The following is a 22,415-nucleotide window of genomic DNA, read 5'->3' as shown; positions in this document are numbered from 1 at the left end:
CTCGTGGTGTCAGGGGCCTGCTCAGCCCGCGGTCCCGCAGAATACCTTGACGGCCATCCCCATGATCTCCGCCGTGGACGGGTTCCTGGTCGAGGGGTTGAGCGACAGGGTCAGCGACTTGCCCGAGTCCGAGCGGAACGCGAACGTGAGGTAGCCGATCAGCTCTCCGCTGTGCCCCCACACCGTGCCGCACGGCAGCGCGTACGCCTGCAGCCCGAGCCCGTAGCGGAACCCGGCGCCCGTCTCGACGGTCGTGCGCATGGCCTTCAGGGACGCGGCGCTGGTGAGCCTGCCGCCCAGCAGGGCGGACATGAACCGCTCCAGATCCGCGGCGGTCGAGATCATCTCTCCCGCGGCCCAGTCCAGCGAGGGGTTCATCCGGGTGGCGTCCACGAGGGCGGGCATCGGCTCGTACCCCTTGGCGTGGGGGGACGGCAGGCCCGCCCGGTCGCCGGGGACCAGCGTGTGGCGCAGGCCCAGCGGGCGCAGGATCCGGCGGGCGACCTCCTCGCCGTACGTGCGCCCGGTCAGCTTCTCCACCAGCAGGCCGAGCACCACGTAGTTGGTGTTGGAGTAGTGCCATTTGCCGTCGTCGGGGAGCTTCTTGGCGAAGGCCACCTTGAGCAGCTCGGCCGGCCGGTAGGAGCGGAAGCGGGCCTCGCCGCGCCAGCGGTTGGTGGAGTAGCCGGGCTCGCTCATGTAGTCGTACAGGTGGCTGGTGTGGTCGAGGAGGCCGCGGACCGTGATCCGGTCGCCGCCGGGGACCAGGCCGGGCAGGTGGTCGCCGATCGGGTCGTCCAGCTTCAGCCTGCCCTCGTCCACGAGCTGGAGCACCACGGTGGCGACGAAGGTCTTGGTCACGCTGCCGATCCGGAAGTAGCCGCCCGGCGAGGGGCGTCCGCCGCGCTCGATGTCGCGGACGCCCGCCGAGCCCGACCAGGTGCCGCGCTCGTCGGTGACCCGGGCGAGGGCCGCCGTCGCGCCCTGTCCCGCCACGATCCTGTCCAGCTCCTGGCCCACTCCGGCGCCCTGGCCGCCCGCCGCCATCGTCGCCGCCACCAGCACGTTCATCATCGTCTGCATCATGCGGTCAACGTTAGGAAGATCGGCCGTACGGCGGAATGCGGTGCTCCGCCCAGTCCTGCTGCGGAAAACCACAGCCGCCCGCGCGGCGGGTCGTGAGGGGGGTTGTCCCTACCACGAGTTGGCGTGCTGGCGTACTGATGCGGGCTAATTCTTCGCAGATAGCGTGTTTCCATCGTAATCACGCACTGAAATGGATAAATCAGTTGTTTAGTAGTAAATCGCTGGGTCGTGTCCTGGGCCGTTCCGCCGTCGTCGCCGTGGCGGGTGCGGCCTGTCTCGCCGTCACCGCCGGCGCCGCCGGCGCGATCGTCAACGGCGGGAAGGCCACGGAGGCGTACCCGTTCATGGCCTCGATCCCGATCTCGGCCCCGGCCCTGGGACTGACGGACGGCGTGTGCGGAGCGGCGCTGATCGCGCCGCAGTGGGTGGTGACCGCGGCCCACTGCCTGGACATGGAGGTCGGGTCGATCCCGAAGGGAACCGTCCGCGTCGGCAGCGACCTGCGCAAGTCCGGCGGGGAGGTGCGCAAGATCGCCCAGGCCGTGCTCCACCCCCGCTACTCCCAGAACACGCCCAACAGGAACGACATCGCCCTGGTCCGCCTGGACCGTCCCGTCGACCAGCAACCTGTCCCGATCGCCGCGCAGCCGGGACGGCCCGGCACCCCGACCCGGATCATCGGCTTCGGCGTCACCGAGTCCAAGCCCGACCCGGCCGACTGGAAGATGTCCCCGCGGCTCAACCAGCTCGACACGCGCAGAGGCGCCCCGTCCGAGTGCGGGCCCGGGTACGCGAGCGGCACCCGGCTGTGCACGGTCAGCCGGGTGCCCAAGGCCATGGCGTGCAACGGCGACTCCGGCTCCCCGCAGCTGCAGCGGGGCAGGAACGGCCGATGGGAGCTCATCGGGGTCACCTCGGGGCCCGGCGCCAAGAGCCCGTCCTGTGCGGAAGGTCCTGGTCTGTACACCAGCGTGCCGGCGTACGCGGAGTGGCTCGTCCGGACGATGCGCGCGTACAGCTGACCGGCGGGGCTCTACCGGCGGTTGAGGGCCGGCCGCCCGGTCGCCCAGCGCCGCCCGCGGCAGCCGGCGCAAAGCTTCCGGGAGCGGTTCAACGACAGCCTTGAAGTCATGACAACCGAAACCGAGCCCGTTCACGGGACACCGCTCCCGTCCCCGTTCCCCCACTTCCGCACGGCGGAGGTGTGGGGATGAGCGTTCCCGCGCAGGACGTCCCCGCCACCTGGCGGGAGCTGCTGGGACGGGAGCATCTCGGGGCCGCCGTCGTGCCGGCCGGGGGAGTGCTCGCCGGCGCGATCAACATCTACCTGGCGGCCGGGCTGCTGCCGACCGCGGTGGCCGAGCTCGGCGGGGCCAGCTTCTACGCCTGGAACATGACCGTCTACCTGGTCGCCATGGTGATCGCCACCATGCTCACCGCCCGGTCGTTGTCGGCGTGGGGGACCGTCGGCTCCTACCTCGCCGGGTTCGCCACGTTCACCGTGGGCTCGCTGGCCTGCGCGGTGAGCCCGGCGATGGCGGTGCTGCTGGTGTCGCGCGGGATGCAGGGGCTCGGCGCCGGGCTGCTGTCGGGGCTCGGGTTCGCCGTCGTCCGGTCGGCCCTGCCGGCCCGGCTCTGGACGCGCGGCACTGCGCTCATGTCGGCGATGTACGGCGTCGGCAACTTCGCCGGCCCGGCGCTCGGCGGGCTGTTCGCGCAGTTCGGGGCGTGGCGGCCGGCGTTCGCGGCGATGGCGGTGATCGGGGCCGGCTGCGGGGTGATCGTCCCGCGTGCCCTGCGCGGCGGGGGCGAGGCGCCGCGCGGAGGCGGCGCCGCCCGGGTGCGGGTGCCGGTGGGCTCGTCGATGCTGGTGACGGCGGTCGCGGGGGCGGTGAGCGTGGCGGCGGTCGTGACCGGCACGCTCGCCAAGACCGCCGTCCTCGCAGCGGCGCTGCTGGCGGCCGTGGGGTTCGTCGTCCACGAGCGGCGCAGCGAGCACAGGGTCCTCCCGGCGGAGACCTACCGGCGGGGGTCGTCGCTGAAGTGGGTCTACCTGACGATCGGGGTGCTGACGTTCGGGGTCGCGGTCGAGTCGTTCCTGCCGCTGTTCGCGCAGCGGCTGGCCGGGCTGCCGCCGCTGGTGGCCGGGTTCTTCGCCGCGGCCGTCTCGTTCGGCTGGTCGGCGACCCAGATCGGCAGCTCGTCCGTGGCCGGGCGGCGCGCGGTGCGGCGGCTGCGGGTGGCCGGCCCGCTGCTGTTCGCGGCCGGGCTGCTCGTCCAGGGGCTGGTGCAGCGTACGGACCCGCCGGGATGGCTGGTGCTGGTCTGGGTGCCGGTGCTGTTCGCGGCCGGCGCGGGGATCGGCCTCGCCTACCCGCACCTGTCCGTGGCCGTGCTGACCAGCACCCCGGACCCGGCCGAGGGCGGCCGGGCGGCCGCCGCGATCGCCACCGTGACCAGCCTGTCCGTCGCGTTCGGCACGGCGGTCGCCGGCATCCTGGTCAACCTCGGCGGCGCCTCCATGCTGGACTCGGCCCGGTACGTGCTGTTCGGCTTCGCGGCCCTCTGCGCGACCGGAGCCCTCACCGCCCACCGGGCCGCGCGGCGGGAGCGGGACGATGGACTCTCCCCCCGTGGGAGGCGGCAGGCTGCCTGACGGGGCCGGACCGGCCGGCGGCCCCGCGCCCGATGATCGAACCGGCCAGAGGAGAGCGACGCATGACCATCGTGGAAGGCATCGAGGCTCGCGGCATGGAGCACTGCGAGACGACGGCACTGGCGGTGCTGCTGCGCCACCAGGGGCTCGACCTGTCCGAGCCCATGCTGTTCGGGCTCGGCTCGGGCCTGTCCTTCGTCTACTGGGACGCCAAGGGCATGGACGTGCCGTTCCTGGGCGGCCGGGTCAAGCCGTTCGAGCTCACCAGGAACCTGGCCGCCAGGCTCGGGCTGGCCCTGGACGTGGCCGAGACCGGCTCGGCCCGCAGGGCCTGGGAGAACGTGGCCGCCCGCATCGACGACGGCCTGCCGGTCGGCCTCCAGCTCGACAGCCACCACCTGGACTACTTCGGGTCGAAGGTGCATTTCGGCGGCCACGTCGTCGCGATGTACGGCTACGACGAGCGGCAGGCGTACCTGGTGGACACCGCGCAACAGGGCGGCGCGGTGCGGACGAGCCGGGACAGCCTGGCGGCGGCGCGGGCCGAACGCGGCCCGATGACCGCCAGGAACCGTTCCTTCACCCTCACCCTGCCGGGCGGCCCGCCCGCCTGGCGGGAGCGGGCCGTCCCGGCGATCAGGGCGTGCGCCGAGGCGTTCCTCGCCGCGCCCATCGCCAACCTGGGCCACCGCGGCATCGACAAGGCCGCCCGCCTGGTGCCCGGGTGGCTGGACCGCGTGGCGGAGCCCGCGCGTGACCTGCCGCTGGCCGCCCTCCTCATGGAGAAGGGCGGCACCGGCGGCGGCCTGTTCCGCGCCCTCTACCGGGACTTCCTCGGCGAGTGCGCCGGATTCGTCGACGACGACCGCCTGCGCGCCGGCCACCGCCTGTACGCCGAGGCCGCCGCCCTGTGGACGGAGGTGGCCGCGCTGGTCGCCAAGGCCGGCGAGGGGCGCGAGGCGGCGTACCTGGAGCAGGCCGGGGCCGTCCTGCACGACCTCGCCCGCATCGAGCGGGACGCCATGCTGGCGCTGCGCGAGCTGTGACCGCGGGCCGCCGGAGCGTCCCGGACGGGCTGTGACCGCGGGCCGCCGGAGCGTCCCGGACGGGCTGTGACGGCGGGCCGCTAGAGCGCCGCCCGGTCGAGGGCGGCCAGGCTGTCCGCGCGCAGCGACGGAAGGTCGCCGAGCACGGCGTCGGCCGCGCGCCGGCCGGACACCAGCGCCCCCTGGAGCGAGCCGGTGTCGCGGTGGTCGCCGCACACGTACAGGCCGGCGCGCAGCCGCACCGACCTGCGCAGCGGGTACGGCGGCCGCATCGCCGGCAGCGCCGCCGGCACCTGGTAGGTCGCCACGTGCTCCCAGCCGGAGGTGTCTCCGTAGATCTCGGTCAGGCGCCGGCGGACCGGACGTTCGTCGTCGGCCAGGCCCAGGACCGACGTGGACACCAGCGCCCGCCCGTCGGCGGAGTACCCGGGGGCCGCGTCGGTGAGCACCAGGGTGTCGGTGACGGCCCCGGTGGCGTCGACGATCTGGATCGGCTCGCGCATGGGGGAGCGGGGCGCGGCGTGGTAGAAGGTGGTCACCGCACGCATCTCCGGCGTCTCGATCTCGCTCAGCAGCCGGCCCGCGGCCCGCGGATCGGCGGCCACCACCACCGCCCGGCCCCCGACCGTGGCGCCGTCGGCGAGCCGCACGCCACCGGGGCTCACCTCGGTGACGCGGGCGCCGAGCGTGACGGTGCCCGGCGGCAGCCGGTCGGCGAGCCGGCGCGGGATCTCGCCCATGCCGAGGGCGGGCAGCGCGATCGTGCCGCGCGCGAACGACCGCCAGAACAGGTGGAAGATCCGGCTGGAGGTCTCCAGGTCGCGTTCCAGCAGCACCCCGGCCAGGAAGGGACGCATCAGGCAGTCGATCATTTTCTCCGACATGCCCCAGGCGCGCAGCTCGTCGTCGGTGCGCCGGTCGGGCCCGCGGCGCAGCCGGGACGCGGGCAGGAGCAGGTCGCGTGCCGTGAGGGCGGCGAGCACGGCGTCGTCGCGCGGCGTGCCGAGGCCGGTCAGCAGCCCGCTCAGCGCGTGCCGGGGATGCCGCCACGGCAGCATCACCCTGGCCCTGGCCCGCGTCCCCTGGACGATCATGCCCGAGGCGAACGGGCGCAGGTCGAGCGCGTCCAGGTCGAGCATCCGGCGGGCCTCAGGGTAGGCGGTGTTGAACACCTGGAAGCCGCGGTCCAGCCGGAACCCGTCCACGACGTCGGTGCGCACCCGGCCACCTACCCCGTCGGACGCCTCCAGCACCCGTACCGGCACGCCGGCCTCGTGCAGCCGCACCGCGCAGGCCAGCCCCGCCATCCCGGCCCCCACGACGATGACGGCCCCCGCCGTTCTCCGCTCGTTGTCCATGTCAGGGGCCCTACCCGCGACCTCGCAGCTCAGACGCGGCGAGCGCACGGCGACCATGATCCGGCGGCGGCATACGGCGGCGAACGGCGCGGCCGGCGCGTACGGTACTCGCAGGGGAACCGGAGATCCGGCGCCCTCGTTTGTCCCAGGGGATCTGCTCCGCCGAACGAGGGGTGAGAATACTGAGGGTTCCTCTCAAGGGCTCCTTCCGCTACATCCACGAACCGCTGCGGCACGACGAGCAGTCGATGCCGCTGCTGGGGAACGCCGAGCTCGTCGACGAGCTGAACCAGCGGCTCCACTGGTCGCGCGGCGGCACGTTCCTCATCACCGGGTTCCGCGGCGTGGGCAAGAGCACGGTCGTCATGCGCGCGGTGGCGGAGATCGCCGCCGGACGCCCCCGCGACGAGCTCGTGGTGCCCGTCTCGCTGAACGTCGCCCGTCCCATGACCCCCGACCAGCTGCTCTTCGCCGTGGTCCGGCGGACCTACGAGACGCTGCACGACCGGCGGGTGCTGCAACGCCTCGACGCGGGCGCGCGGCGCGCGTTGCTGCTCGCGCACGTGCGCACCTCGTTCGGGCTCAAGCAGACGCAGTCGGACGCCTCCGAGCGCACGGCGACGTTCAACGTCGGCATGGGCCCGGCGGCCAAGAAGCTGACCGGGCCGGCCGGGTGGCTGAGCCCCAGCGGCAGCCTGTCCGGCAAACGCACCCGCTCGCTGGCGCTGGAGGCCTCGTACCTCACCTACTCCGACACCGACGTCGAGCACGACCTGGCGCGCATCATCAACCTGCTGGCCAGGCAGCCGGCGCGGCGGCGCGGATGGCGGTGGTGGTCCCGCGGGCCGCGGCGGGTCCATCTGATCATCGTGCTGGACGAGGTGGACAAGCTCACCGCGAGCCCCTCCGGCCTCGACGAGATCGAACGGCTGCTGGGCAGCCTCAAGAACACGCTCACCACGCAGGGCGCGCACTTCCTCGTGGTGGCCGGCCCCGACCTGCACGACCACGTGGTCAGGGACACCAGCCGGGGCAACAGCGTCTACGAGAGCGTCTTCGCCTGGCGTTGTTACGTCCCCTGCTCCTGGGAGGCGCCCGACCGCCTGCTGGACGCGGTGCTCGACGAACGGCCGGCCGAGTTCGAGCAACTGGCCCGCTACCTGCGCTTCAAGGCTCGCGGCATACCCCGGCGGCTGCTCCAGGAGTTCGGCGAGCTGGTCAGGTGGGAGGGCGAGCGGCCGTTCCTGGTCATCGGCGACCAGGACGAGCAGCGCGTCGCGTTCTACGCCCGGCTGGAGGAGCTGCTGGAGCTCTTCTTCCGGCAGAGCGGCCAGGACCGGCTCTTCCGGGTGCCGATCGACGAGGATCGGTGGCGGCTCACCGGCTACTACATCGTCGACTGGATCCTGCGCAGGCAGGGCGACACGTTCACCGCGCTGGACATCGTCGGCTCGGCCGAGCAGCCCGAGCTCGATCCGCTGCTGCACGTCGGCAGGGCCGGCGTCGACCGGCTGCTGCTGCACCTGGAGGTGCACGGCGTGCTGACCGTCGCCCGCGACCCCGGCAGGCCGGACGCGACGAACTACGGCGGCGAACCCGACGCGCGGCTGGTGTCGTACAAGCTCGCCGACGGGCTGAAGCAGACCCTGCTCGGCATCGCCCTGGGGAACGAGGGCGAACGGGCCGCGCTCGACATGTTCCTGCGCGTCCCGGCCCGCGATGTCACGGTGGTCCCCACGAAGCGGGCGAGCCCGGGGCCGGCCGGGGTCGAGTCGGTGCTGCGGACCGTCGGCGCCCGGTACGAGCTGGTCGAGTTCATCGGCGAGGGCGGCCAGAGCACCGTCTACCGGGGCCGGGACATCGTGCTGGCCCGGGACGTGGCCGTGAAGGTGCCGCGCCGCTTCCCGTCCGGCAACCCCGACGGGGAGGCGCGGCTGCGCAGGGAGGCCGCCATCGCCATCCAGCTCGACCACCCGAGGATCGTCCGCACCTACGACGTCGCCCTGGACGACGAGGGCCGGCCGATCCTGGTGATGGAGCTGGTCGAAGGGCGCACGCTCAGCGAGATCGTGCGCCAGCAGGGCCCGCTGAGCCCCGCCGACGCGGTCCGCCTGGGCGCCCAGCTCGCCGAGGCGCTCACCTACCTGGACGGCCGCCGGGTCACCCGCATCGACCTCAAGCCGTCGAACATCATGATGAAACCGTCGAAGGACGCCGTCATCGTCGACTTCGGCATCGCCAAGAGCAGGGAAGCGGCCGAGATCACCAGCCCCGGTGACGCCATCGTCGGCACGCCCGCGTACATGTCGCCCGAGGCCGTGCGGAACGAGGTGGTGGACATCAGGTCCGACCTCTACTCGCTCGGCGTGCTCCTGTACTTCTCGCTGACCGGGCAGTCGCCGTACCCGGGCGAGAGCAGCATCCCCGCGGTCATCGCGGCGATCCTGGGCGGGCGGGTCGACCTGTCGGCCCTGACCGGCCTGCCGCACCTGCGGGACATCATCGCCAGGGCGACGGCGAGCGAGCCGGACGAACGCTTCCAGCACCCCGCCGACCTGCTGACCGCCCTGGCCGGCACCCCCGAGGGCCGGGCGCTCCACCTGCCGGACACGCCCGGCCCCGTCCGGCGGCCCGCGGAGGAGACGATCCCGCTGCCGGACGTCGCCCAGGACGACGTGCGGGTGTACGGCGTCGACTGCAAGAAGGGGCACTTCAACGACCCCCGCATGGCCAACTGCGTGGTGTGCGGCCGCCCGCTCAAGCCCACGCTGGTGCCGCACAAGGGCCCCCGGCCGCCGCTCGGGACGCTCGTCCTCGACGACGGGACGACGCTCCGGCTCGACGCCACCTACCTGCTCGGCCGCTCCCCGGAGACGGCCCCCGAGGTGGTCGCGGGCAGGGCCCGCCCGGTCAAGCTGGCCGACCCCGAGAGCACGGTCTCCCGCCACCACCTGCGGGTCAAGCTCGACGGCTGGGACGTCAACGTCATCGACCTGGGCTCGGCCCACGGCACCCGCCTGCGGATCCCCGGCGAGGCCGCGGCCCACGACCTCCCGCCGGACGAGCCGGTGACGATCCGGCCCGGCACCACCGTCACCCTCGGCCGGTCACGCTGGATGCGCCTGGAGGACGAGCAGCCGGGCGCGCCGGCCGACGGCCCGCGCGGTGAACGTCTCGGCCCCTACCGGCTGGTCCGCAGGCTGGGCGAGGGCGGCACCGGCGTCGTGCACCTCGCCGTCGAGCCGGGCGGCAGGCAGGTGGCGATCAAGGTGCTGCGTCCCGACGTGGCCGGCGACGCCCTCGCCCGGCGGCGCCTGACCCGGGAGGTCGAGGCGATGCGCCTGGTCCGCGACGACCACGTGGCCGAGGTCGTCGACGTGGACGTGACCGGCGACCCGCCCTACATCGTGACCCGGTACGTGCCCGGCCCGTCCCTGGTCGAGCTGGTCGGCCGGGCCGGGCCGCTGAAGGTCGCCGCCCTGATCCGCGTGGGGAAGGGCATGGCGCAGGCGCTGGCCGCCATGCACGCGGCGGGGGTCGTCCACCGCGACCTGAAGCCGAGCAACGTGCTGCTGGCGGACGGCGACCCCGTCGTGATCGACCTGGGCATCGCCCAGGCCGCCGACTCCACCAGGCTCACCATGACCGGCATGTTCGTCGGCACGCCCGGCTACCTCTCCCCCGAGATCATCACGGGGGAGAAGGCGGGGCCGCCGGCCGACGTGCACGCCTGGGGCGCCACGCTGCTCTTCGCGGCCACCGGCCGGCAGCCCTTCGGCGAGGGCTCGTTCGAGAAGATCTTCTTCAACATCGTGGAGAGCAGGGCCGACGTGGAGGCGGCTCCAGTCCTGCTGCGCCCGCTGCTGACCGAGGCCCTCGCCAAGGACCCGGCCCTGCGGCCGACCGCCGCACAGCTGGTCGGCCGCCTGGCCGAGCTGGAGAAGGGCCCGGCCTGACCCCGCCGTGCCCTACGCCCAGCCGTAGACCGACCTGACGGCCGCGGCGATCTCGTTCACCAGCGCCGTGTCGTTGCCGTTGGCCAGCACGGCGTAGCCCGCGCCGAGCTCCGGATAGCCCTTGAACACCGACTTGAAGCCGTAGTTGGAGCCGTCGTGGGTGTAGGAGAAGTTCCGGGTGCCGGAGCCGGCGACGAACAGCCCGCGTCCCATCCCGGGCTGCGGGCCCTCGGTGAGCAGCGTGCGCACCGACGTGCGGGTGAGCGGCCCGGCGATGTCGCCGGTGGCGGTCCAGGCCCGGTTGAGGTACGACACCAGGCGGCACAGGTCGAGCACGTTCGTGTAGAGGCCGGCCGCGGCGGACTCGGGATACCGGTTGTGGCCGCCCGGGATCACCGTCCCGGTGGAGGTGTGGCCGGAGGCGAGCTCGAAGGCGGGGGAGAGCGCGTACGAGCTGCCCGCCATGCCCAGCGGGGCGAACACCTCCTGGCTCATGTAGTCGGCCAGCGACCGGTCGGTCAGCTCCTCCACCATGCGCTGCAGCAGCACGTACCCGGCGCCGGAGTAGTGGTACTCGGCGCCCGGCTCCGTGGACAGCTCGATCCTGGGGGAGTTGCCCTCGCCGTTCATGATCTGGAGCAGTGACGGGACCGTGGCGGCGGCGCCGTACCCGGCGAAGCCGCCGCCACCGGCGGCGAAACCGGAGCAGGCCCCGGCGGGCGAGGTGGAGCCGCGCCCGACGACCCCGGCCCGGTGCGTCAGGAGCTGCTCGACGGTCGGCACCGCCGTCGGCGACACGCACGAACGGGCCGGCAGCGTCCAGCCGAGATGCGGACGGACGTCGGCGGTGAGCGCGATCTTGCGCGTCTGGAGCAGGCGCAGCACGCCCACCGCGGTCACGGCCTTGCTGATGGAGGCGGCCTGGAACGCGCTCTCCGGATGCGCGGCGGGGGCGCCGCCGGCGGCCAGCCGCCCGTAGCCGGTGGACCAGGCGATCTTGTTGCCGACGACCACCGCGACCGCCACGCCCGGCGTCTTGTACGCGCTCATCCGCTGCCAGATGGTCGAGCCGCCGACCGCGTTCTCGAACTGGCGCACCCGGTCGGCGGGCAGCGCGGGCGCCTTGCCCCGGGAGCACAGCGCCCAGCCGCCGCCCGGCGCGAAGGCCAGGTTGTGCAGCTGCCAGCCGCCGCCGGCCAGGGACTTCATCTTCGCGAAGCAGGCGTCGTCGACGCCGCGGGCGTGGAACTCGTCCTGCGCGACCAAGGCCCAGCCGCCCGCCTTGGGGAAGGCGACGCGGGTCAGCCGGCGGCCGCCCTGGGTCAGGTTGCGCATCATCTGGTAGCACTCGTCGTCCACGCCGTTGGCCTGGAAGGCGCTGGTCGCGACGACCGTCCAGCGGTCGCCGCCGGCGGGCGGGAAGGCCACGTCCACGACCTGCTGCCCGGCGGTGTAGTACGCCTTGATCCGGCTGAGGCACGCCGTGGGCAGGCCGCGGGACGACACGCCCTTGTCGGTGGTGATCACCCAGCGGTCGCCGCCCTCCGGCGGGAAGGCGATGGCGTTGACCCTCCGGCCGGCCTTGACCAGCGCCCCCAGCTCCGTGAAGCAGGCGTCGGGGATGCCGCGGGCGAAGTACCGCCCGTCCTGCGTGACCATGACCCAGCCGCCGGACGGCGTGCAGGCGAGCGCCGTGACGCCGTAGGGGGCCAGCTCCACCAGCTTGGCGTGCGCCTCGGCGGTCAGCCCCGCGTCCGCGGACGGGTAGGTCGCCGCGAAGGCGGGCCCGGCGGGCACCATGGCGGGCACCATGGCGGGCACTGTGGCGGCCCCCAGTCCGGCGACACCGGTCAGGGTGAGAAAACGTCTCCTGTCCACAGGGCTCCTCGGTCAAGGCGGGGCGAAACACGGTGATCTTGGCAGAGATGTCCGGCCAGGGCCAACCGCGACCGGCTCCGGCGCGGGCCGGGGGTGTACCTGGGTCCACCCCGGCCCGGGGGACAGGTGCAGTGACCGGGCGCGCGGCGGGCGGCATCGTCGTCCTCGTTCTACCGGTTCGACGGAAAAGTGAGAGCACATGGTGCAGACCGAGAGCAGGACGGCCCGTGGCGTGGTGGCGCCGGCCGGGGTGTTCGTCGCCGTCGCGTTCGTGGCGGCGGGCGTTCTGGGCGCGGCGCAGGCGGGCACGCCGATCCCGCCCGTGGTCATCCAGCTGACCCAGTTCGGCCCGGCCCTGGCCGTGGCGGTCGTCGCGCTGCTGTGGCCGCGTACCGCCCGCGAGGCGCTGACCGGGGCCGTGGGCCGCGGCGACCGTTCGGGGCTGTCCGGGGCTCCAGGGCGTGGCGGGACGGCGCTGTCCGGGGCCCGGGGGCGGGCCGGGCTCGCCGGGGTGGCGTTGCAGGGCACGGCGTTGCTGATCGTCGGGTTGAGCGCCGGGGCGTACGGCCTGCTGACCGGCGACGCGCGTTTCACCGCGCCGGGGGCCTTGGGCAGCCCGTTCGCGCTGATCGTGGTCGCGCAGCTGGTCGGGGCGTGCGCCGAGGAGATCGGCTGGCGGTGCCTGCTCCAGCCGCTGCTGCGCCGCCGTACCGGCCCGCTGACGGCGTCGGTCGTGGTGGGCCTGCTGTGGGGGGCCTGGCACGTGCCGGTGTTCGGCCGGCCGCCGCTGTACGCGGCCGCGTTCCTGCTGGCGACGGTGTCGATGTCGGTGGTGCTGGGGCTGGCCCTGGAACGGCTGCGCGGCCACCGGCTGCTGCTGACCGGCGGCTTCCACACGCTGGTCAACCTCGGCCTGCTGCTGTTCATGGACGAGGAGGCGGGCGCGCTCGCGCCGATCGCGCTGTTCGGCGTGACGTGCCTGCTGGCGGCCCTGCTGTGGGTGTGGAGGGCACCGGCTAGACTCCTCCACCGATGAGGGGGACGGGGAGGCGGGCCGCCGTGGCGCGCTGCCAGCTCGCGGGGCTGCTCGCCGTGGCGGTGTCGGCGGTGGGCGCGTTCGTCGTCCTGGCTCTCGTCCTGCTGCCGGTCGGGGGCGGCTTCTGGCTGCTCGGGCCCGGAGCCAGGACGCTGCGGTCGCTGTCCGACCGCGCCCGCGACCGCGCCGCCCGGTGGACGGGCACGCACGTCGCCCCGGCCGAGCCGTTCGCCGGCGACCCGTCCTGGAGCAGGCGCAGGCGGGCCGGGGCGATCCTGGCCGCCGAGGGGTTCTGGCGGGACCTGGTCTGGGCCTGGCTGGAGCCGTGGATCGGCGGCGCCCTCGTCGCGGTCCCGCTCGCCTTCCTCTGGTACGGCGCGTTCGGCGCGCTGGTGCAGCCGTTCGTGTGGCCGCTGCTCGGCGACGGCAACTGGTACGCGTTCGTCCCGGTGAGCGACACCCCGACGATGCTGGCGGCCCTCGTGCTCGGGGTCGCCTTCATGGCCGCCGGGCTCCTGCTGGCCCCGCCGGTCCTGCGCCTGCACGCGCGCTGGACCCGGCTGCTGCTGTCGGTGCCGCGCCGTGCCGAGATGGCCCGGCGCATCGCCCACCTGACCGACACCCGGGCCCAGGTGCTCGACGTGCAGGCGGAAGAGCTGCGGCGCATCGAGCGCGACCTGCACGACGGCGCCCAGGCCCGGCTCGTCTCCCTCGGCCTGACCCTCGACAGCGCCACCCGGCTCCTCGACAGCGACCCGGCCGCCGCCCGCACGCTGCTGCTGGAGGTGGGCGAGACCGCCGCCCGCGCCCTGGAGGACCTGCGCAACCTGGTGCACGGCATCCAGCCGCCGGTGCTGGCCGACCGGGGGCTCGGCGACGCCGTCAGGTCGCTGGCGCTGGACAGCTTCCTCGACGTCCACGTCGAGGCCCGGCTGGCCGGCCGGCTTCCCTCGCCGGTCGAGTCGGCGGCCTACTTCGCGGTCGGCGAGCTGCTCGCCAACGCGGCCAAGCACGCCGCCGCCCGGGAGGTCGCCATCGTCCTCGACCACGACGGGCGGCGGCTGCGCGCCACCGTCACCGACGACGGCCGTGGCGGCGCCGACCCGGCCAAGGGCACCGGGCTGCGCGGGCTCCGGCGCCGCCTGGAGTCCTTCGACGGCGTCCTGACCCTGTACAGCCCGCCCGGCGGGCCGACCACTGCGACCCTGGAGATCCCGTGCGCGTTGTCCTCGCCGAAGACCTCTTCCTGCTGAGGGACGGGCTGACCAGGACCCTGCGCGAGCACGGCTGCGAGGTGGTGGCCTCGGTCGACAACGGCCCGTCCCTGCTGCGGGCGTTGCTGGAGGACGAGCCGGACGTCGCCGTGGTGGACGTCCGGCTCCCGCCCACGTACACCGACGAGGGGCTGCAGGCCGCGCTGGAGGCCCGCCGCCGGCGTCCCGGCCTGCCCGTCCTGGTCCTGTCGCAGTACGTCGACCAGCTCTACGCCAACGAGCTGCTGGCGACCGGCGACGGCGCCGTGGGCTACCTGCTGAAGGACCGGGTCACCAACACCGCCCAGTTCGTCGACGCGGTACGCCGGGTCGCGGCGGGCGGCACGGTGATGGACCCCCAGGTCATCACCAAGCTGCTGTCCCGCAGCCAGGCCCGCGGCATGATCGGCAGCTTGACCCCGCGCGAGCTCGACGTGCTGGAGATGATGGCCGAGGGCCGGTCCAACGTCGCCATCGCCGCGGCCCTGCACTTCAGCGAGAGCGCGGTGGCCAAGCACACCGCGAACATCTTCGCCAAGCTCCGCATCGCCCACTCGGCCGACGACAACCGCCGCGTCCTGGCCGTCCTGGCCTACCTCAAACGCTGACTTTGACTTCGAGCGCGCTCGAATCCCTAGCGTCGCGCCCATGACGACGACACTGATCACAGGGGCCAACAAGGGGCTCGGGTTCGAGACCGCCCGGCGGCTCGTCGCCGCGGGGCACACCGTCTACGTCGCGAGCCGGGACGCCGGACGCGGGCGGCGGGCCGCCGAACGGCTGGGCGCGCGGGCGGTGCCGCTGGACGTCACCGACGACGCGTCCGTGGCGGCGGCGGCGCGGGCCGTCGAGGCGGACGGCGGGCTGGACGTGCTGGTCAACAACGCCGGTGTCCAGGTGGAGATGGCGGACGGCCAGGTGGCCGGGGCGGCGGAGGTGACCGCCGAGATGATGCGGCGCACGTTCGAGACGAACGTGTTCGGCATGGTGCGCGTGCTCCACGCGTTCCTGCCGCTGCTGCGGCGATCCGGCGCGCCGGTCGTCGTCAACGTCAGCAGCGGCCTGGCCTCGCTGTCCCGGATGACCGACCCCGGCAGCCCCGGCCACGCCTACCCGGGCGTCGCCTACCCGGCCTCGAAGGCGGCCGTCAACATGGTCACCGTCCAGTACGCCAAGGCGTTCCCGCTGATGCGGATCAACGCGGTCGAACCCGGCTTCACCCGTACGGACCTGAACGGCAACAGCGGCCGGCAGACCGTCGAGGAGGGCGCCGGGATCATCGTGCGCATGGCCCAGGTGGGACCGGACGGCCCCACCGGGGGCTACTTCGACGCCGAGGGGCCCCTGGCCTGGTGACCGCCCCGCGCGCCGCCTCCCCGGGAGGCGCGCGGGCCCGCCGGTCAGTCCTTGATGACCGCGTCGCGGGGGCCGCCGTAGACCGGGTTCTTGTCCAGGCGCTCCTCCGTCACGAGCAGCTGGATCACGCCCTTGGCGTTCTCCTCCGCCTCCCAGACCACCCAGTGGTCGCCGACGGGCGTGCTCTGGGTGCGGTCGATGCCGTACCCTCCCGGGTTGCCGGGCGGGACGCTGATGATCGCGAAGATCACCTTCTTCCCGCGCCGCTTCAGCTCGGGCAGCACCTCGCCGACGGTCTTCTCGTCCACCCGCAGGCCCTCCAGCGAGCGGCCCTTGTCGGTGGCGACGCGGAACTCCGGCTCCACGTGCTTGGGCGTGGGCGCGGGCACCGGCTCGCAGGGCGACACCGGGCCCTCCATCAGGTACGTCGTGGTCATGCCCCGCTTGCCGCTGATGGTCCAGACGAACGTCTGACCCGGGCCGAACAGCTTGCTGTTGATGCGCATCTGCCAGCCCTCGGTCTCGCCCGGGATGTTCTCCGGCACGCTGTAGAGACCGCGGGGGATGTTCTCCACGTGCTTGCCGCGCGGCTCGCGGCACATCATGCCCGTGGGGACGTGGTCCACCATCGCGGGCACGCCCAGCTCCTTCAGCCGCCGCTCCAGCTCCGGGGCGTCGTCGAAGTCGCGGATCTGGATCGTCACCATCCCGTCGTCCAGGTTGACGGCCCACGAGCTGGGCGCGCCGTCCTTCATCGCGATCGGGACCGTCACCACCCCGGCGGCCAGCGCGACCGCGGCGGCCAGCCCGAACGCCAGGCGCCTCGGTCTGACGCCCCGCCGCACCCGTGGAGCCGTACTCGGCTCCGGCTCCGTGCCCGGCTCCTGGGCGGTGATCGCGGCCAGCAGCGCCCGCGCCCCCGCGTCGGACGGCTCACCTGCCCGCTCGCCCGGTGCGACCCGAGCCAACGCCCCGATCGCCGCGATCTCGTCGACGTTCTTCACGGTGTCCTTCACAGCGCTCCCCCCAACGGCCTCTCCGCCGGGACCAGCCGGCTCTCTGCGGTGACGTGCACTCCCGCCGACGTCAAGGCGCGCGACAGGCGCTTGCGGGCGCGGTGCAGCCTGATGCGTACGGCGTTGCGGGACAAGCCCAGCGCCGTCGCGATCTCCTCGCGCTCCAGCCCCTCCCAGGCGACCAGGGACAGCAGCTCCCGGTCGTCGTCGGACAGGCTCCGGAACGCCCGGCCGATCGCGTCCAGCTCGACCTGGGTCTCGGGCGAGTGGCCGTACCGGTCGGCCAGTTCGGCGTCGAGCTCGGCCGTGCGCTCCCTGCGGCGGTTGTCGCCCCGGTGATGGTTGGCCAGCACCTTGCGCGCCACGCCGTACAGCCAGAGGGTGGCCTCAGGGCTCTCCGGCAGCTCGTCCACCCGGCGCCAGGCGACGGTGAAGGTCTCCGCCACCACGTCGGCGGCGTCCTGAGGCGAGTCGCACCGGCGTACGGCGTAGGCGGTGATCTGGCCGTAGGCCTGGTTGTAGACGGCCGTGAACCTGGCCGACCGCTCGTCATCCACGGGCGGTTCCCATGGCGATCTCCTCATCGGATCATTTGCTCTGACACCCCTACCTATGTGCGCTCATGAGCCATCATTTCGAGTAAAAATCATGAAGTTTCGAGAGCGGGCGCAGTCAGCCGCCGCGCACCGGGTTCTTCGGCACGCGTTCCTCCGACACCAGGAGCCGCACCGCGCCCTGCCGGTACGGCTCGGCGGCCCACACCACCCAGTGGCCGCCCACCTTCGCCGACTGCTCCCGCGGGTTCATCGAGAAGCCGTCCCCGTCGGGCGCGGGGCGGATGATCTGGAACGTCACCTCCAGGCCCCGCCTGCGCGTCTCGGCCAGGACCTCGGCGACCGTGCGGCCGTCCGGGACGTACCCCTCCAGGGCCTCGCCCTTCCTGGCGGCGTCGGCGTTGTTCTGGTACAGCTCGCCAGGTTTGGCCGGGCGGCCCAGGTAGAGCGTCCCCTTGCCGCCGAACCCCTTGGAGACGGTGACGGTGAGCGCGCAGCCCGGCCGCCCGGGGGCGCAGCCCTCCGGCCGGAGGGCGCCGCCGATGCGGTCGCGCTCGGTCGTGCCGGCGAAGCCGAGCCGGAAGACCTTGCCGACCCCTGTCGGGGAGGCGGGCCGCAGGTCGAGGGCGACGTCCAGGCCCATCGCCCGGAACGCCTCGCTGTAGAGGGCGTGGTCGGCGAACGGGTCCTTGATCGTGGCCACGTACTCGTCGCCGCGCAGCTCGATGTCGATGGCGGAGTTGGCGTACGCGGCGAGCCGGGCGTCGCGGCCGGCCACCACCGGCCCCAGGACGGCCACGACGGCGAGCACGGCGGCGAGCGCGGCGGCGGCCGGCAGCCCGGCGAGAAGGGGGCGGGCGCGCCGGCGAACGCGCGGGGCGGCCGGCGGGCGGTCCTCCTCCGCGGCCAGCGCGGCCAGGAACCGGCCCTCCTGCGCGGCCAGCGCGTCCGCGGCGGGCGCGGGCACCTCGGAGCGGAGGCGTTCGAGCTCGGTCATCTCATTCATGGACGGGCTCCTCGCTGACGATGGCCATGGGGTTGACTCCGCCGAGCTCACCGCGCAACTTCTGCCTGGCCCGGTTGATCCGCGACCGCACGGTTCCGACGCGTACGTCCAGCGCCTCGGCGACCTCGGGGTACGTCAGCCCGGCCCACGCGACCAGGAGCAGCGCGTCGCGGTGCCCCCGGGGCAGCGTCGCCAGCGCCCCGGCCAGGCGGCGGCGGGCCGCGGCGGCGCTGACCCGGTCGTCGCTGCGGTCGGTGAAGGAGGCCGTGACCGGGTCGGTGCCGGTGCGTTCGAGCACGCGCAGCTGGTGCACCTCGGTGCGCACGTGGCGGCCCATCAGGTTGGTGGCGATGCCGTACAGCCAGGGACGGGCGTGCGGGCGGGACAGGTCGTAGCGGCCGCGCTGCCGGAACGCCGTCAGGAACGTCTCCGCCACCATGTCGTCCGCGGCGTCCGCCCCCAGCCTTCTGGTGACGTAGCGGGTGATGCCGGAGGCGTGCCGGCGGAACAGCTCGGCGAAGGCTTCCGGTTCGTGCAGGGATCGTTGGACATGGGAGGCGTCATCACCTTCCGTAGGATTCGGGGCGCTCACTTCGTGGCCTTTCGGCGATGAATCAGGACAATCGTTGTTGCCTGACCGGCCGCGAGCGGTTCCCAGCGACCGCGTACGGAACGCCCCCATCGTCCCGGGAGGCGGTCGGCCGCCGTCGAGGGCGTGGTGCTCGACCTTGCCGTCGGGCAGCCGCGGCAGCGCGTCCAGCCGCTGGAACACCGTGCGGACGGCCGTCTCGACCGGCGCCACGAGGAACAGGGGACCCCGAGCGAAGAGCCGCATAGGCTGGTTCCATCGCCGGTTCCGCCGAAGTGCAGGAGGGCGTCACATGCGTTCGCGCTTACGTCGCGTCCGGTCGGTGTTGCTGTCCCCGATCCCTCTTCTGCTGCTGTCGGGCGCCGTTTACGCGCTCTACTGGTCGGGGGAGTATCCGCGGTCGCCGTCCTATGACGGCCTGATGCCGTTCCGGGTCGCCGCCGAGAAACCGGCCGACGGCCCTTCGGTCACGCTGACCGCCCGGACCCTCCTCGTCGAGCAGCGCACCCGCACCGGCCAGACCCAGCCCTTCTTCGACGACGATCCGGCCTCCGGCTTCTTCACCGTCTCCTTCAAGAGCTCCCGGCCCATCGCGCAGACCTTCCGGTTCGCGCTGGACGCGCGGTTGACGCCGACCCGGTTCAGCATCGGCGAACCGTCACGTGAAGGCAGGAGCGAGTCGGCGTTCAGGCCCATCTCGGCCGCCGCGCCGAAGACCGCCGACGGGCGGAGGCCCGCCGCCTGGACGGAGCCCGGCAGACCCACCAGCGTCGACGACTTCTCCATGGTCGTCGTGCCGGTCCACCAGCGGGCCGGCGAGTACATGCTGACGGTCGCCTTCGACTTCCCGGTGAGCACCGTCCGGTACCACCAGCACTGGGGTGAGAACAAGATCTTCCTGGAGATCGAGGACTCGCTCTACGAGTTCCGGGAGGAGTATCCGGACCTGGACTTCGTCGACCCGGCGAAAGGCGCCACCCCCGTCGCCGGCGAGATCTGGTACCGCGAGTACAACGACAGCATCACGCTCTCCGACCCCGCCCCGGACGTCGAGTCGGCGTCTCTGCGGTCCATGCGGTGGGTGCGCGACAACGGCGGCATCTCGGTCCAGTTCCTGGCCGTCGACAACACGGTCGCCTTCTGGATGGACCGGATCGCGGATTTGGCCATCCTCATCCTCGGCGCGGCCGTCGGCATCCTCCTCACCCCGAGCGGGAGCCGCGATCCCGGCGCGGTGCCGGAGCGATGAGCCTCAGGAGATCCACAGGCGGTCAGCTCCCGCAGGATCGACCGCAGGCCGGCGAAGAACGGATCGGCGCGAACATCAGGAAATCCGAGAGGAACGTCCGGGACGCCGGATAATGATTACACCTCCGAAGAACCTCGCGGTCCACTTTTCAATAACAGGCCGATAAACGTTTATGGCGTCGGTGAGCGGCTGACTACGGAACGCGCCGAAATGCGGACGGTGGGCCCGGCCGGGTCCGCGACGGCGAAGTCGGCGCCACAATTCTGGTAATAAAGTCTTCCCGTGTGATTCGTGTCACACCGCCTTGCCGGGCCGCCCGTGCGGCAAGCGAGTGAGCTGGTCAAAGCCCTGAACCCGGCTCAATCCCGGACCTCCTGCTCACCGTGGGCCGCCTTGTCAAGATCTATTCCTGGTCGCACTGCCTGTGTATATCTGAGGCGTTATTTACGGGGAGCTTACAGGGGTGCGCCCGGATGCCCTTGTGTTTTCTGTTTCCACGGGGAGTGTGGGCGTGACTGTGCGGCGTGCTCGGAAAAGTGCGAAACTGCTGGGACAGAGCGGGTTATGGCTCGGACGGGGTGCGCCGTCGAAGTGGGTCAGCCGCCTCGCGCTGGCCGCGACCATGGCTCTCCTGCCGGGGATTCTCACGCTGGAGGCGCAGGCGGCCGTTGTCGCCCCCTCTCCTACGCGGCTGGACATTCCCGGCTCTCCCTCTTCCGGCAACGCCGGCAAGGTCCCCGTGCAGCGCGCCGGATCGGCGGCGAACCTGCCGCACCTCGTCGATCCGGCCGCCACTCAGCCGCAGAGCAAGGGCAGGACCGCTGACGACGTCAAGCGCCCCAAGGGCTCGCTGCCGGTGGAGAAGCCGCGGGAGCTGCCGGACAAGCCCGCTACGGACGGGCTGAACAGCCCGCCGCCGCTGAAGTGGGAACCGTCTCCCGCCGGCACCCCGTCGCAGCCGGCGACGAACGACGGCCGCCCCTCCCGTGGAAGCGCCGAGGGCGCAGGCGTCGGCAAGGCATCCCCGACGGCGCTCGACGGACGTCAGGGGAGCGGGGCGAAGGCCGCCGAGACGGCTGTCCCCAGAGCGCGGACCGTGTCGGCCGTCGCCGCGGCCGCACTTCCCGTGGTGTCGGATCTGTCGGTGTCGGCGGGTCAGTTGTCGTCGGGGTTGTGGACGTTGTCGTCCGCGGCGCCGTATTTCGCGGCGTCGGGTGCTGATCCGGAGTCGCGGTCGTTGAAGCTGGAGGCGCAGGTCGAGCACGACCCGTCGGTTCCCGCACAGGGGGCGGGGCTGATCTGGTCAGACAGCGGTCAGGTGTCGAGCAGTTCGTGCTCGACCTGGAGCAAGTGTTCCCTGCAGACCCCAACTGTCGCTGCGGGGAAGTTGCAGGACGGCTGGCTGGTCCGCTGGCGGGTGCGGGCTTCGACCTCGTCCGGCGTGGTGGGGGCATGGACGCAGTGGCAGGCCGCGCGGGTGGACCTCACCAAGCCGGTGCTGTCCGATCTGTCGGTGTCGGCGGGTCAGTTGTCGTCCGGGCTTTGGACGTTGTCGTCCACGACGCCGTATTTCGCGGCGTCGGGTGCTGATCCGGAGTCGCGGTCGTTGAAGCTGGACGCCGAGGTCGAGCATGATCCGTCGGTTCCTGCTCAGGGGTCGGGGTTGATCTGGTCCGACAGTGGTCAGGTGTCGAGTGGTTCGTGCTCGACGTGGAGCAAGTGTTCCCTGCAGACCCCCACTGTTACGTCCGGCAAGTTGAAGGACGGCTGGCTGGTCCGCTGGCGGGTGCGCGCGTCCACCTCTGGGCAGGTGTCGAGCCCGTGGTCGGAGTGGCAGGCCGCGCGGATCGACATCTCCAAGCCGGTGGTGTCGGATCTGTCGGTGTCGGCGGGTCAGTTGTCGTCCGGGCTTTGGACGTTGTCGTCCACGACGCCGTATTTCGCGGCGTCGGGTGCTGATCCGGAGTCGCGGTCGTTGAAGCTGGAGGCGCAGGTCGAGCACGACCCGTCGGTTCCCGCACAGGGGGCGGGGCTGATCTGGTCCGACAGCGGTCAGGTGTCGAGCGGTTCGTGCTCGTCCACGAGCAAGTGTTCCCTGCAGACCCCCACTGTCACTGCGGCGAAGTTGAAGGACGGCTGGCTGGTCCGCTGGCGGGTGCGGGCTTCGACCTCGTCCGGCGCGGCGGGCCCGTGGTCGGCATGGCAGTCGGCGACGGTCCAGGTCAGTGGCACGGCGGGCAGCGGTCTGGGCGCCGTTCCGGCCACGCGTGGCACTGATGCCTGGACGTTGGCGTCGGTGACGCCGTGGTTGTTCGGGAAGGTGTCCGACGCCGGTGGGGCGCGGCTGGTGCTGGGCGCGGAGGTCGAGCACGATCC

17 protein-coding genes are annotated in these 22,415 nt (G+C 72.9%); 10 read left to right on the top strand and 7 right to left on the bottom strand.

Annotated features, from left to right (window positions below):
* Positions 1-21: 21 nt before the first annotated feature.
* Complete coding sequence (locus tag ABZ459_RS19135; protein ID WP_357971608.1) at positions 22-1,086, bottom strand: serine hydrolase domain-containing protein; 1,065 nt, start codon at positions 1,084-1,086, stop codon at positions 22-24.
* A 203-nt stretch (positions 1,087-1,289) separates the two neighbouring features.
* Here ABZ459_RS19135 and ABZ459_RS19130 point away from each other — a divergent pair, with 203 nt between their 5' ends.
* From ABZ459_RS19130 to ABZ459_RS19120, 3 genes are all read left to right on the top strand, one after another.
* The gene (locus ABZ459_RS19130; protein ID WP_357971606.1) at positions 1,290-2,108 is read left to right on the top strand and encodes a serine protease; all 819 of its coding nucleotides are present in this window, start codon (positions 1,290-1,292) and stop codon (positions 2,106-2,108) included.
* 188 nt (positions 2,109-2,296) lie between these two features.
* Positions 2,297-3,742 (top strand): MFS transporter, encoded by a 1,446-nt coding sequence (locus tag ABZ459_RS19125; RefSeq protein ID WP_357971604.1) that lies wholly within the window; start codon positions 2,297-2,299, stop codon positions 3,740-3,742.
* Positions 3,743-3,804: 62 nt separating this feature from the next.
* Entirely contained in the window at positions 3,805-4,788 is a 984-nt protein-coding gene (locus ABZ459_RS19120) for a BtrH N-terminal domain-containing protein (RefSeq protein ID WP_357971602.1), read from the top strand.
* An 80-nt stretch (positions 4,789-4,868) separates the two neighbouring features.
* Here the strand turns inward: ABZ459_RS19120 and ABZ459_RS19115 are convergent, their stop codons facing one another.
* Positions 4,869-6,146: an NAD(P)/FAD-dependent oxidoreductase gene (locus ABZ459_RS19115; RefSeq protein ID WP_357971600.1), complete on the bottom strand. Its 1,278-nt coding sequence runs from the start codon at positions 6,144-6,146 to the stop codon at positions 4,869-4,871.
* A 173-nt stretch (positions 6,147-6,319) separates the two neighbouring features.
* Here ABZ459_RS19115 and ABZ459_RS19110 point away from each other — a divergent pair, with 173 nt between their 5' ends.
* Complete coding sequence (locus tag ABZ459_RS19110; protein WP_357971598.1) at positions 6,320-10,102, top strand: protein kinase; 3,783 nt, start codon at positions 6,320-6,322, stop codon at positions 10,100-10,102.
* Positions 10,103-10,114: 12 nt separating this feature from the next.
* On the opposite strand, the gene ABZ459_RS19105 is transcribed toward ABZ459_RS19110, so the two are convergent.
* The gene (locus tag ABZ459_RS19105; protein ID WP_357971596.1) at positions 10,115-11,980 is read right to left on the bottom strand and encodes a serine hydrolase; all 1,866 of its coding nucleotides are present in this window, start codon (positions 11,978-11,980) and stop codon (positions 10,115-10,117) included.
* 199 nt (positions 11,981-12,179) lie between these two features.
* Here ABZ459_RS19105 and ABZ459_RS19100 point away from each other — a divergent pair, with 199 nt between their 5' ends.
* Genes ABZ459_RS19100 through ABZ459_RS19085 form a run of 4 tightly spaced genes read left to right on the top strand, consistent with a single transcriptional unit; the run spans position 12,180 to position 15,625 of the window.
* Positions 12,180-13,016: a CPBP family intramembrane glutamic endopeptidase gene (locus ABZ459_RS19100; RefSeq protein ID WP_357971594.1), complete on the top strand. Its 837-nt coding sequence runs from the start codon at positions 12,180-12,182 to the stop codon at positions 13,014-13,016.
* Positions 13,013-14,269 carry a histidine kinase gene (locus tag ABZ459_RS19095; RefSeq protein WP_357971592.1) on the top strand — a complete coding sequence of 419 codons (1,257 nt, stop codon included), beginning with the start codon at positions 13,013-13,015 and terminating at the stop codon, positions 14,267-14,269. Before ABZ459_RS19100 ends, ABZ459_RS19095 begins: the two co-directional genes overlap by 4 nt.
* On the top strand, positions 14,233-14,877 hold the full coding sequence (locus ABZ459_RS19090; RefSeq protein WP_357971590.1) for a response regulator transcription factor: 645 nt from the start codon (positions 14,233-14,235) through the stop codon (positions 14,875-14,877). Before ABZ459_RS19095 ends, ABZ459_RS19090 begins: the two co-directional genes overlap by 37 nt.
* 40 nt (positions 14,878-14,917) lie before the next feature.
* Positions 14,918-15,625, top strand: coding sequence for an SDR family NAD(P)-dependent oxidoreductase (locus tag ABZ459_RS19085; RefSeq protein ID WP_357971587.1), 708 nt, complete (start codon positions 14,918-14,920; stop codon positions 15,623-15,625).
* A 44-nt stretch (positions 15,626-15,669) separates the two neighbouring features.
* Here the strand turns inward: ABZ459_RS19085 and ABZ459_RS19080 are convergent, their stop codons facing one another.
* From ABZ459_RS19080 to ABZ459_RS19065, 4 genes are all read right to left on the bottom strand, one after another.
* Positions 15,670-16,641, bottom strand: a complete 972-nt coding sequence (locus ABZ459_RS19080; protein WP_357971585.1) for a hypothetical protein — start codon at positions 16,639-16,641, stop codon at positions 15,670-15,672.
* Positions 16,638-17,198: an RNA polymerase sigma factor gene (locus tag ABZ459_RS19075; protein ID WP_357971583.1), complete on the bottom strand. Its 561-nt coding sequence runs from the start codon at positions 17,196-17,198 to the stop codon at positions 16,638-16,640. The genes ABZ459_RS19080 and ABZ459_RS19075 overlap by 4 nt, the downstream gene beginning before the upstream one ends.
* A 115-nt stretch (positions 17,199-17,313) precedes the next feature.
* Positions 17,314-18,201 (bottom strand): hypothetical protein, encoded by an 888-nt coding sequence (locus ABZ459_RS19070; protein WP_357971581.1) that lies wholly within the window; start codon positions 18,199-18,201, stop codon positions 17,314-17,316.
* Positions 18,194-19,036, bottom strand: coding sequence for an RNA polymerase sigma factor (locus ABZ459_RS19065; protein WP_357971579.1), 843 nt, complete (start codon positions 19,034-19,036; stop codon positions 18,194-18,196). The genes ABZ459_RS19070 and ABZ459_RS19065 overlap by 8 nt, the downstream gene beginning before the upstream one ends.
* Before the next feature lie 46 nt (positions 19,037-19,082).
* Between ABZ459_RS19065 and ABZ459_RS19060 the strand changes: the two genes are divergently transcribed.
* Together ABZ459_RS19060 and ABZ459_RS19055 are read left to right on the top strand one after the other, a co-directional pair.
* Positions 19,083-20,039 (top strand): hypothetical protein, encoded by a 957-nt coding sequence (locus ABZ459_RS19060; RefSeq protein ID WP_357971577.1) that lies wholly within the window; start codon positions 19,083-19,085, stop codon positions 20,037-20,039.
* A gap of 463 nt (positions 20,040-20,502) precedes the next feature.
* Positions 20,503-22,415: hypothetical protein (locus tag ABZ459_RS19055; protein ID WP_357971575.1), on the top strand; the 1,913-nt coding region annotated here is incomplete at its 3' end.

It is taken from the genome of Nonomuraea sp. NPDC005692, assembly GCF_040631115.1.
Classification (GTDB): domain Bacteria; phylum Actinomycetota; class Actinomycetes; order Streptosporangiales; family Streptosporangiaceae; genus Nonomuraea.
Note: the sequence above shows the minus strand (reverse complement) of the source record. Positions and strands in the feature narration are given on the sequence as shown.